General features: G+C 39.7%; 6 protein-coding genes. All 6 read right to left on the bottom strand.

Annotated features, from left to right (window positions below; genetic code table 11):
* Positions 1–2 precede the first annotated feature (2 nt).
* Positions 3–3,113 (bottom strand): SusC/RagA family TonB-linked outer membrane protein, encoded by a 3,111-nt coding sequence (locus H148_RS0108510; RefSeq protein ID WP_037324866.1) that lies wholly within the window; start codon positions 3,111–3,113, stop codon positions 3–5.
* Between the two features lie 638 nt (positions 3,114–3,751).
* Positions 3,752–7,831: a hybrid sensor histidine kinase/response regulator transcription factor gene (locus H148_RS0108500; RefSeq protein WP_169578556.1), complete on the bottom strand. Its 4,080-nt coding sequence runs from the start codon at positions 7,829–7,831 to the stop codon at positions 3,752–3,754.
* Between the two features lie 915 nt (positions 7,832–8,746).
* Positions 8,747–9,994 (bottom strand): tagaturonate epimerase family protein, encoded by a 1,248-nt coding sequence (locus H148_RS0108490; RefSeq protein ID WP_029034422.1) that lies wholly within the window; start codon positions 9,992–9,994, stop codon positions 8,747–8,749.
* An 11-nt stretch (positions 9,995–10,005) separates the two neighbouring features.
* Entirely contained in the window at positions 10,006–10,812 is an 807-nt protein-coding gene (locus tag H148_RS0108485) for an SDR family oxidoreductase (protein ID WP_029034421.1), read from the bottom strand.
* Positions 10,813–10,984: 172 nt separating this feature from the next.
* Positions 10,985–11,347 (bottom strand): cupin domain-containing protein, encoded by a 363-nt coding sequence (locus H148_RS0108480; RefSeq protein ID WP_083961620.1) that lies wholly within the window; start codon positions 11,345–11,347, stop codon positions 10,985–10,987.
* A complete protein-coding gene (pelA, locus tag H148_RS18995) occupies positions 11,317–13,143 on the bottom strand; it encodes a pectate lyase (protein ID WP_083961618.1) in 1,827 nt (608 codons plus the stop codon). The genes H148_RS0108480 and pelA overlap by 31 nt, the downstream gene beginning before the upstream one ends.
* Between the last annotated feature and the right edge of the window lie 68 nt (positions 13,144–13,211).

The following is a 13,211-nucleotide window of genomic DNA, read 5'->3' as shown; positions in this document are numbered from 1 at the left end:
TATTAAAATGTTACGTTTAGTCCTACTAATAAAGTTCTAGGTCGTGGATAATATCCCAGATCAACTCCAGAGGAGAATGAAAAGTTATCTGATGAGATACCGTATCCTACTTCGGGATCCATACCGTTGTATTCGGTAAAAGTGTAAAGATTTAAACCAGATAAATAAAGGCGTAATTTGTCAACCTTAAACTCATCTGTAAGTTGTGCAAAGTCGTATCCCAGGGTTACGTTGCTAATTCTCAAGAAATCCCCGTCCTGTACATAAAGATCCGAAAAATTTGCATAATTCCTGTTATCCAAAGTCACCCGGGGAACTGTATTTGATGAACCCGGTCCAGTCCAACGCTCTAGAATTGCAGTTGTGTAGTTGGCAAATTGACTGGTTTGATTCCTGTATGACTGCACAAGTTGGTTTCCTGCCACTCCATTGGCGAGGAGCGTAAAATCAAGGCCTTTATACTCAACATTAAAATTGAAACCATAGGTAAGGTCTGGATTAGGATCTCCAATATCTAACTTGTCCAGGTCATTTATAACCCCGTCATTATTCTGGTCAATGTAAATAACATCTCCCGGCTGCGCGTTCGGTTGAATAAGCCTTCCGTTTGCTACATAATTATTGATCTGTTCCTCGGTTTGGAAAATTCCTCCGGTTTCAAGTCCCCAGAAGTATCCCAGTGGGTAACCACTTTCTGCACGGTAGAATTCGGGCGCGTTGTCAAACAATTGGTTTGTCTCACCGTGAATTATTCCATCCGGTGTAGGAATGTTACCCACTTCATTCTGGTTGTATGCTCCATTAACACCTATATTATAATTGAAATCACCCACACTGTTATTAAACGATATTGCAAGTTCCACCCCTCTGTTGGTAACGTCACCTCCATTAATAAAAGGCGCATCGGCACCGGCTGTGGCAGGAACAGGAGCTACTATAAGCCAGCCTTCAGTGGTTTTTTCGTAAAGATCCAGAGTAAGGCTAAGGGTATTCTGGAATAAACGTGCGTCAACACCAAAGTTGGTCTGTTCAGAGGTTTCCCATTGTAAATCTGGGTTTGGTAGTCTACTGGGGAAAGCTCCCGAAGTAAGTACCCCCTCTTCATTTCCGAAGATGTAATTTATATTATTAAAACTTACCGGAGAAAGGTATTGGAAAGCACTTGAATTTTGATTTCCCACCTGTCCCCAGCTGGCACGGAATTTCAAGTAACTGATTACATCAGAATTTACAAGGAAATCTTCGGCTGAAGCGATCCATCCCACAGAAATAGATGGAAAATAACCCCACCTGTTACCTTCTGCAAAATTAGAAGAACCATCTGCCCTAAAAGTGGTGTTTAAAAGATACTTATCCTTATAGTTGTAATTAAGTCTTCCAAAATAGGACATCCTCATATTTTCATCATATGGCCCACCACCTATATCCATTTGTGCACTTTCATTACTTCTTGCGTTATCAAGCCATGCACGTCTTAGATCATCGAAAATCAAGTCGACATTGGTACCACTCATATAGGTTCCCTGAAATTTATAGGCCGATGTACCGGCCATTACTTCAAAAAGGTGGTCATCTGCTAAATCAAACTTATAAGTAAGAAGATTATCGAATAAAAGGGAATATCCTTTACTCTGGTTTTGATACACCCTGTCCCTGTCTCTAAAAGCATAAACAGAAAGATCGTATATAGGCAAGTAAGAATGACCTTCACCTGCGAAATAATCCAACCCAAGGCTGGTCCTGAATCTTAATTCATCTAATAATTCGATTTCGGCGTAAACGTTACCAAGGAGTTTCTGGGAGTTGTTCTCGTTCTGGTTATTGTACACCATGGCTGCGTATGGATTGCTCACTCCTGTCAAAATTTCACCGGAACCTCTGGTGTTGAAGTAATTTCCTTCTTCATCATACATTGGGAGTAATGATGTTGTCCCGAAAGCTGCACGAAGGGTGTTATTATATTGGTTTCCAACCGCAATCCCGTTGCTGTTGATATATGAAAAGGTGAGGTTTTCGCCAAAAGTAACTAACCCGTCAAACATTTCATGTTCTGAATTGAACCTGAAGTTGACCCTTTCGTAATTCGAAAAATCCTCACCTCCCACAATACCTTCTTCCTGTGTATAAGCAAGAGAGGAAGAAAAAGTAGAAATTTCGCTACCTCCGGAAAAACCTATAATATAGTTCTGAGTTACTGCATCATCTACCAGCATTTCATCTATCCAATCCACACCTTCTCCCATTTCAGCAAGATCCTCGGGGCTAAAAATTGCTGACCTGCCCATATTCAGCGCCGCCTCATTGGTAATAACACCGTACTCATAAGGGTCAAGAATTTCTATTTGGTTCTCTACATTTTGGACGCCATAATAGGAGTCAAAAGTAATTCTTGAAGAATTTTTTCTACCTCCCCGAGTGGTTACCAAAACCACCCCGTTGGATGCTTGGGATCCATAAATAGCAGCCGAGGCCGCATCTTTAAGAATGGAAATTGACTCAATATCGGCACTGTTGAGGTAAGAGATATCTCCTGTTAATACTCCATCCACCACATAAAGAGGATTGTTGCTACCAGTAGATCCCAATCCCCTGATATTCACATTAAGACCAGAGCCCGGCTGTCCAGAAGTCGAAGTGATTTGCACCCCGGGAGTTTGACCCTGCAAAGCCTGCAAAGGGCTTGTTGTACTTCTATTCTGTAAGTCTTCCCCGTCCACCTGGACACTGGCACCGGTGACCAGCGCCTTTCTCTGGGTTCCGTACCCAATGACAACGATCTCATCAAGCTCAGATGTAGCGAATTCCAAAACAACATTGATTTCGGTAAGATCATTTACAGGAATTTCCTGAGTTTGAAATCCCACATAGCTAAAAATTAATGCTGCATTTGGTGCGACATCAATTTCATAATAACCGTCAAAATTAGTGGTGGTACCGGTAGTGGTGCCCTTTACCATTACATTAACTCCAGGAATAGGCAAACCATCAGAACCGGATACCGTCCCGGTGACGGTATTCTGTTGAGCCCAAACGGGAGAAACTGAGAGAAACCCTATAAGAAGGGCCAGGCAGCTTTTAAATAATCCCAATTTGGTGAAAGTTTTTTTCTTCATTTTACATAAGGTTTAATAAAGCATTTAATTGTTTAGATTTTTTTTGATTGTCTTTTGGTTCGATTTGGTTGATATTGCATTCAACGTAAACGATTTCGCTTTATCTATTAAATTAGATGCAATGTCCACAATGCCCTCCTTAAATAAGAGTATAAAATCATCATATGATAGGACTTTTTGTTCACGGACTTTCACTGCAGCCCTTATAAACATTAATGAATTCAAAGATGCCCTTGTTTGCCTGAGTTCTTCTTAACGGATGATAAAAGAAATTTAAAGGGCGTTACAGAAATTGACGAATTCTCTTATAGAACTGCCATTTTTGAGTCAATTTTTAACTCCACGTTTTTTGAAAAAAATTGTCCCCTATTCAAGAAATTATTGACTGCGCAGGAGGTTAAAAAGTCTTATTAAAGAATATCTTGAAAATCTCTTCTGATAGATAATCTTAATTATAATAGGTGAAAAGAAGGTACAGAATCCTCAATTGCTCTCCCTAAAAAATAAAATGCTCCACAAAATCCTTCCTTGGGTTCCTGGTATGATTTATTGCAGCTTATCAAGATTAAACGTGAGTTTAAGAAAGCAAAATGGAAGAAGTAGCCTTAAAGACAAATCCTGTTTAAAAGAAATAATAATTAATTGCAGAGCACCTGAGCTCTCACCTCAGAGGGTAATACGTTATATTTCTTCTTGTAATTTTTGGTGAAATATTTTGGGTTGTTATAACCCACCTCAAATGCTATTTCTGAGATGGTGAGCTGACTTTTCAATAAAAGTTCTTTGCCCCTGTCAAGACGAATATCCCTAATCAACTCGTGAGGGGATTTCTCCAGCCTTGTTACCATTTTATTATAAAGAAATGTCCTGCTTACGCCCAAATCGGCTGCCATTTTTTCAACAGAGAATTCAGTATTCCCAATGTTCTTGTCAATGATTTTAAGAGCTTTGCGCATAAAAGCATCATCTTCGGGTTCGAGCTCCACCTTTTTTGTTGCGACCTCGATCTTTTTGCTGTAAGTCTGCTGCAATGACTTCCTTTGAGAAATAAGATTCTGCACACGCGAATGAAGTACTTCAAGATTGAAAGGTTTTACAATGTAGTCGCTGACGCCTGTTTTTAAACCACACAGAATACTTTCTTCATCCGCATGGGCAGTTAATAAAATGAACGGAATATGTCTGGTCCTGGAGTCGTTGCGTATTTTTGTACATAACTCGGTACCATCCATCACAGGCATAGACCAATCTGAAATTATTAAATCTGGCTGAACTGCCAATGCTTTTTTCCATCCATCCTGCCCATTTGCAGCTACAAAAACTTTAAAGGAATTATTGAAGTTCTTAGTTAGATAGGTTAGTAGGTTTTGATCGTCCTCTATAATTAACAACCTTGGGATTTCGCTGTTTTCAATAGACTCCACAGCACCTTTAACCGTCGCGACTTTGGCCCCTTTATTCCCCGAACCAGTTTCCTCCCGGATCATGTCAGGACACTGGAGGTCTTCAAGTGGAATACTCAGAGAAAAAACAGAACCTTTCCCCAGCTCACTTTGTACTGAAATGGTACCTTCGTATAGCTCCACAAATTCTTTTACCAGAGAAAGGCCTATCCCACTTCCAGACCTGTTATAATTTTCCGGCTGTGGAACTTTATAAAATCTGTCAAAAATTTTTGCCTGGTCCTCACTTGAAATTCCTATTCCTGTATCAGAAATAGTAATTTGGAGTAGTTTTTTACCGGAGGTAGTGGCAGTGTCTGCAATTCTTAAATTTACGGTAATAATTCCCTGTTCAGGGGTGAATTTAAAGGCATTGGACAATAAATTGAAAAGGATCTTATCAAGTTTGTCCATATCAAAAGAGGTTACAAATTCCTTTGTTTCCGATTGGATGTTAAGATCAATGTTTTTATTTTCTCCCAGGATTTTAAATGATTCAACAATTTGTTCTACAAACTCAATAACATTTCCCCTGGAGGTTGATAGTAAAGGAGTATTCTGAACCTTGCGCAAATCCAAAATCTCATTGATAAGTCCGTATAATCTTTTAGCATTACGATTAATAGTTTCCAGCTGTTCCCGGGCTTCTATATTGATCTCCCGTGCTTTAAGTTTTTCAATAGGAGCAATAATAAGTGAAAGCGGGGTCTTGAACTCATGGCTAATATTGGTAAAAAACCTTATTTTCATCAAATCCATTTCATGTAGATGGGCTGCTTCGCGTTTTTCCTGTTCAAATAAAAAATTCCTGCGCTGCCGCCTAATGATATTTCTTCTGGAAAAGTGTAAAATGAGGATTCCAAGAAACAAATAGGCGACATAGGCATAAGTGGTTTTATAAAAAGGAGGTAACACAGTTAACATAAGACTGGCATCTTCAATATTCCATACCTTATCATTGTTTGAAGCCTGCACTTGAAATTCATATGTGCCGGGATCCAGGTTGGTATAGGTTACACGGCGATCGCTACTTCCTACTTCCTGCCACTCCTGGTCAAACCCTTCCAGCTTGTATCTGTACTTGTTCTTAGAGGGCTGAAGAAAATCCAGTGCTGCAAATTCTATCGAAAAAAGATTTTCATCATATTGGAGTTTTACCTCCGACGTTTGATGAATAGGTGCGTTCAGAAGAACTCTTCCATTAATTTTTTGAAATGGTTTTATTTTTTTATTAAAAAGCTCGAATGATGTAAAAACAACATTGGGAGGCTCATTATTGAAAGTAAATTTTTCAGGATTAAACATGTTGAAGCCATTAAGTCCACCTGCAAGGAGAGTTCCGTTCCTAGTTCTGAAAAGAGCATTTTCATTAAACAATTTCCCCTGAAGACCATCCTCATCATCATAATTCTGAAAATTGGGAGCTATCCTGCCGGTGCTTTTTTCAATTTTATTTTTTTTAAACTGTACTAAACCGTAAGACGTGGAAAGCCAAAGGTTCTTCTCATTATCTTCATTTACCGATATCACTTTTTTCCCCGGTAGTCCATCTAAAACCGTATAATGATAAAACGTCTGCGTCTTGGGATTATAAAGATCAAGTCCTTCCTGTGTCCCAACCCATATCTTATCATCGCTATCTCTAAAAATGGATAGCACCTGATTACTGCTCAAAGTTCCACAGTCCTTGGGGTCATTTAGAAAATGTTTGGACTCTCCGGTCAAAGGATTTATTACATCTATACCATTGACCCCGCCAATCCAGATATTTCCATTTTGGTCTTCTGTTATTGCGGAAATATAATTGCAATGCACAGAATACACCCCTCCTTTTTCACTGGAGTTCCGGAATTCTTCTGTCTTGGGATCAAAAACATCAACACCCCCGTCGAGAGTTCCAACCCAAATATTCCCCCTGGAGTCCTCAAATAATTCCCAGATGCTATTTCCTCCTATCCCTATGGGATCTTTATCTTTTTTATTATAGTGCTTGAATTCTCTGCCATTAAATTTGTTTAGTCCGCCAAGAAAGGTGCCTGCCCAAAGATTTCCCTGAGAGTCGTAAAGCAGACTAACAATAACGTCATTTGAAATGCTGGTGGGATCTTCGGGGTCGTGCAGGTACTGCTTGTAATTCCATGTTTTAAGATCAAGAGAGAGAAGCCCTCCCCCATTTGTGCCTATCCAGATATTGCCATTGTCATCTTCTGCAAATACGTTAATATCGTTAAAGGGGAGACTGCCGGGATTTGAAATTAAATTCTGGTGATGAGCGAACCTCTTAATGTTCTTATTATAATAATCAACTCCATTTTTATAAGTTCCTGCCCAAATGATCCCATTGGGGTCGGCATATAAAGAAGTTAGACTGTTATGGGATAAACTGTTTTCTATTTCGGGGTTTGTGACTATGTAATCAACGGTAAGGTCCTCCTTTTTTATGACAGTGATCCCCCCATGATCTGTCCCTATCCATATGTTTCCATCCTGGTCCTTTACCACATCCCTAATCAAATTGCTGTTGAGGCTAATTGGTGTAGTGTTTTTATTATAGTTTTTGATTAGATCTTTCTCTGCGTCAAAATGAAAGATTCCAAAATCTTCATGAAGATGAATCCAAAGGTCATTATCATTGTCCACAATTAGCCGGTAATCGTAAAGATCACCTCCAAATGCTTCATAAAATTCTGTATTCCTATAATCTACCTCATGGGTCTTCCCATTCAGTTTTTCGAAAATCCCGTTTGTGTGAATAAACCAAAAGTTCCCTTTCGAATCTTCAGAAAACCATGAAATATCGTTAGTGCTTACGGAACCTTCCTCTCCGGAGGAGGTATATCGATCGACTTTCCCAGTATTGGCTGAATATCTGCTAATTCCTTCTCCTTCCTGAAGAAACCAGTAATTTCCCTTTGAATCCTTATACATTTCCTTTACCTCCTTTTGAGGAAGTCCCATTTTCTTAAGTAGATCAAATTGATTTGCTGAAAATTTTTCCGTAGTAGAATCAAAAATGCTAAAACCCAGGACATTTTGAACCCACAGATTACCAAAAGGCCCCTCAAAAATCTTGTGGTAATCCTTTGATTGTAGAATTAAAGTATCTGAAGGATCAGGATTGAAGATCTCAATGTTATAACCGTCAAACCTATTCAATCCCGAAGAAGTTCCAATCCACAAAAATCCTTTGCTATCTCTGTAAAAGCAGTTTACTGAACCTGTAGAGAGACCATCTGAAATACCCAGATGTGAAAATCGATATTGGGTCTGGGGCATTCCTTTCTGTTCAAACGATTGAGAATAAAAGTTTGAGGAGAAGAGGAGAAAAATTATACCTACTAATCTCATAGTAAAGATTCTATGCAGCAATACCTATAAAGAAAAGACCTGCCTCAAATACCACAGGTTTCATAAAACAGATTTTGGTGCTCCTAAAATTAGTTGCGTTCAAAAATTTACCACCTTCTAAAAGCTATGGCTAATAAAGAAAGTTAAAGCAAGAGAACCGTTAACATTCACTCACGGTTACATCTATGCTTCACATTCTTCATAAAGGATATTAAATGTAAGACATATTAATATTGTTGTGAAAATTTTAACGCTCTTTTTTAAATCAGGTAAGGTGTAAATTTGATAAGTTCCTGTAAAAATAAACCCTGAAAATCGAATTGATTCCCAGGGTTTTGTAACTCTTTTAAACCGTTATAAGTAGCCTCGCCAGGAATCGAACCTTTTCCCCATACCTTGCATGACTGCTGAGTTTGTGAAATGAGTTTCGAAAGTGTTGACGATTTGTGAACTCATCTAAATAAATTTTTTACATCGCATAATAAAAATAAGCATTTGGTGGCAAATTACAAGATAGGTTATTCCGGGAATTATAATTCAAAATGGTTTTTTGAAAACCTAGAAGAAAACATAGTAGAACTTAAAGATTATACTATTTCCCTCTATGCTAAATAATCGCACTTGAACAGGAATATAAAGCCGACACCACAACCTGCCGCTTCTTAAGCGAAATATCTAAATGTACCCTTAAAACCTTTTTGGAAGTCTATGAGCTCGATTAGTAGAAAGAGCAGTATCTTTTTCTTTGAAGGATTTAATAACAAATCCGATTTTATTATTAAGTATTGAATAGGGCCTGATTTTCTTATCATTCCCAACTTTTTTCAGGCGTTAATGCTGAATTCATGTGCTCAATAGGAACAGTGGTTTTAGATGTTTTCTATAGAGGTTGTCGGTCACGTTATTTCCTATTCTTTCTCTATACTTCTCTAAAAGAGGAAAAAATTGATCTCCTTTTTCTGCTGCTATTTTGTAGGCGCAATGTAACAACTGCCGGAAGTTAGGATTATAATCCGGTGAATTGGGTTCATGACGAAGTGCATCTGCGAATTGTTTTCCGGTTGAGAATTCTTCGGAAGTTGGCAATTTAGATTTATTTATTGACAGTACCGACTTATAATCTTTTGTTAGCTCGTCGTAGCGTTCCAGCGCATCTTTATATAAATCTAAACTGAAATCAAATCCTTCTCCTCCACTTTCCGCCAAACCAATGAGCTCTTCAAGCCAGGTGGTGCCGGCGGTTTTAAGATGTAAACCTGCATCGTGCTTCTCAATTATATTGTGAATCAAAGGATACAATGAGAACTTATCGCTCCCCGTATGCACACTGATCTTAAGATCCTGCGGAAGACCGAACTCCTGAACTGCAAAATCAATCACCATTAGATCTTCTTCAAATTCCTTTTCGAATTTCTCCACCTTTCCATCGTAATCCACGCCTTTATAAAAATTGCCTGTGAATTTGGGAGCAATTGTATTTACCGGAACCTTATAAAAAGTCAGGGCTGCTAAAATAAAAAAAAGCTCCACCGGAGATTGTGGATTTTCCACCTCATCAATGGATACTTCTATATGGATCTCCTCTTTCTTATTCTTTTGAATATATGAGTAAACTTCACCGGCATTCTTTGCAGCCAGGAGAAATTTGTTCAGCATTTCCCGAAGGTGGGTTTTAGAGATCTGCATTTTTCGCTCTATCCCAGGAACAGCGAGCTCTCCAGCATACTTTTTGAAGAAAGTTAGAAATCTCTCTTCTTCCTGTTTTGGAGCCTGCTTGCCGATAAATTCTGCTACATCAATTGTGAAAAAGTTACTGAAAGGCAGAAAAGGATCTACGGTTGTAAAATTGATATGATCTGCATCAACGAAATATGCACCTTCAAAACCGGCGGCTTTGATTGCTTTATCTGCTTCTTGTCGAAGACTTTGGGGTTCCGAACCAACAGTTTCATGTTCGCGGTTCGACTTGTTCCACACCGGAGTTACCTCCACTCCCTCCTTTCGGATCATCAATATGGCTTCAAGTTGCGCTCTGCCTTCTTTCCCAAACCTGTCACCTACTCCGAATGAATACTTTCCTAATACTCCCATATTTCTGAATTTTAAACTCCACTAAAAGCCCCAAAACCGCCGTCTACGGCGACCACAGTTCCCGTTACAAAAGAGGAACCGTCACCAGCCAGCCAGTTGGCTGCACCCTGCAGTTCTTCAGGCTTACCAAATCTGTTCATAGGCGTTTGCTTAACAATAGTTTCTCCACGGGAGGTTAGAGTTCCATCTTCTTTTAAAAGAAGATCACGATTTTGTTCCCCAATAAAAAATCCGGGAGCGATTGCGTTTACTCGGATTCCATCTCCGTATTTTTGAGCCATTTCTACAGCCAGCCACCTGGTGAAGTTATCAACTGCCGACTTTGCCGCAGAATATCCCATTACCCTGGTAAGTGCTTTTTGTGCAGCAAGGGAAGAAATATTGATAATGCTACCTTTTTTCTGCTCCACCATTCCGCGGGCAAAAACCAGAGAGGGCAGCACAGTACCTTTAAAATTAAGCTGATTTACTTTATCAAACGAATCCAGATCCAGGTCAAAAAAACTTTGATCGGGAGTTATGGTGGCTCCTTTCTGGTTTCCGCCGGCAGCATTCACCAGGATATCTACTTTGCCAAAAGCTGCTTCTATTTTATCCTTTGCAGCGATCAAAAGCTTTTTGTCGAGAACATCGGCCACCAGTGCAAGGGCTTTTCCGCCATTGTTTTCAATTTCCTTCACTCTTGCCTGTACAGTATCTTCGCTTCGGCCAAGAATACCAACTTTAACTCCTTTGGCTGCCAGTCCCATTGCAATGGCACCACCGAGAACACCATTCCCTCCGGTAATTACAGCGACTTTATCTTTTAAATTACTCATTTTACTCCTGATTATTGTTTCTGAAGCAAATCTCTATTCTACCGATTTTTAAACTTCCGCAGATGTTCCCATTAATCCGGCTGGAAAAGATGATCAAATTTTGCCCTCTTTGGAAGGTCATGTAATTACTCCTTCCCCTCCTTAAGATACAGAGAAATTTTAATTAGGACAACTACAGAAAATCTTCCCGCACCGGGCTGAATACATCAATTAGCACCCCTGCCTCAAGACATTCGGCCCCGTGTCTGGCGTTTGGAGGCACGAAAAAGCCGTCGCCTGCTTCCAAAACTTCAGTTGTTTCATCAATAGTTATCTTAAATTTTCCTGAAGCCACAATAGAGCCCTGGGAATGAAAATGATCATGCACATAGCCTACCGCGCCTTTTTCAAATTTCACTTTGACCATCATTAACTGCGTATTGTAGCCGGTAATTTGCCGCAAGATTCCCTCTCCTGCAGGTTCCCATTCAGCTTCAGCTTCTTTAAAAAATATGTTCCCGTTTATCATTTTTGAGAGGTATGTTTTTGTTCCCATTCGGGATAATTTTCTTTCAGGAGATCTTCAGCATAATTATCTATATAATTATAATTTACCCTGCGCTCCCTTTCTATCTCATTTAAGTGGTATTTTATTTTTCCATCCCTACCTACAAAGATCGGCCTACCGGTTTCAATTTCATTGAATCTCCCCCATAACGGGCCGCCGGTAGGATCTTTTACCATAATCCTGTCTTTACCTTCAGGAGCATCTGCGTCTTCAATCCATACTATTTTCTGGCCCATTACCTTTTTTTCCTCAAACCACTTAACTGCACTACGAATTGCGGTTTTTACTCTTTCTGAAGGATTTTCAATTTCCATGAGGTATTCTACTATCCCAGCACTCTCTTTTCCGCTTAAAGATGGCAATTCATAAGCCCTGGCTTTGGCAGGAGAATAGTCGTCCTTATCATGCTGGGCGCTCCACACGGTAGGCTCCCCATCCACTTTTACCTGCGTGGACAGAATGACTTCAAGTCCTTTCTCAATTGATCTTTGCGCCTTCTCTTTTCGATTTTGATCAACAAATTTATAAGGTTCCTCTTCCAGCGCTACTTCCCGAAGTAATTCCATCACCCCGATCATTGCACCGTCATTAAATGTTATGTGCTCGTAATATCCCTTTTTAAGAGGGTAAAACTGCGGCCAACCTCCACTTTCGTATTGTGCTCCAAAGAGAAAATCAAGACCTTTCAAAAAAGCTTTTTTATACTCCTCTTTTTTAGTTGCATGATAGACTTTGGCCAGGTAGCGCAATTGTCTAAAAGTGGCTCCGTTGTCTATAGAAGTTCCTATTTTATCTGATTTTTCTTCCCTTAAATCCTCCTTTTCTGCTTCCGAAAGAGGCACTGCCATATCGATGTTTTTTTTCCAACCTCCATTATTATGCTGATATAGCAAAACGTTATCGGCAATTCGCTGTGCTTCCTGAGAGGCGTACCACTGCTTATCCTGATTTTGTGCTTTTCTCCAGGAAACCTGTCCTATATTTTGGGCTGATGAATTTTGATGACTGTAAAATCTCCCGTCAAGAATTTCCTGCTCCAACACTTCCTGCTCTACATATTTTTTCAATTCCAGATCCTGTCTTGCAATCTCCTGAAGGGCCAGACCTGCAACAAGAGTAGCTCCCTTTTTCGAAAGATGGGTATCGTCCTGAATGCCTTCAGGTTCATAAGGGTCCTCTCCCGGCTCAAGATGAAGATGGAGTTGTTTAGATTTCACCGGGCCGTACCCGGTTTCCAGCCTTTCGGTAAGCCACTGCATGTCAATAAATGGAACATTAAGATCTTTAGCCACCATTCGTGTCACCAAAGGATATTCTCCATGAGTATCTACCAGTACTCCATTTTCATTGAAGTTTCTTCGCACAATGAAACTAAATAAAACCGGAGTTGCTCCTTTATCCCTGGTTTCTTTTACAAACTTCTCAAGGTTGTAACGATAAGCAGTAAACGGATTGGTATAGCGTTCCGGATCGTTTACCTTCTGGTCGTTATGTCCAAATTGGATAAACACAAAATCACCCGGTTTCAGTTGCTCTTTTACCTTTTCCCAACGGCCTTCAGCAATAAAATTTCTGGTACTTCGGCCGTTTACGGCATGATTGTCAATATTTATATTCGAAGACATCAACTCCGGAAGCATTTGTCCCCAGCCGTGCTCTGGATTTTCTTCAGGATCCTTTTTATCAGACATTGTTGAGTCGCCAATGAGAAAGAGAGTCGGCTTCTCCTGCGCCACGATCGTCAATGTACAAAGGATCATAAAGGACAGAATTATATTTTTCATTGTTGAGCTTTTTTAATCTTGGTATTCAGGCAGAAAGATTTGAAATGCTTCCTGCAAAAGGCAATAAC

The sequence above is a fragment of the Salinimicrobium terrae DSM 17865 genome, from assembly GCF_000424665.1.
Classification (GTDB): Bacteria; Bacteroidota; Bacteroidia; order Flavobacteriales; family Flavobacteriaceae; genus Salinimicrobium; species Salinimicrobium terrae.
The sequence above is the reverse complement of the archived record's forward strand: the minus strand, read 5'-3'. Positions and strand labels throughout refer to the sequence as shown.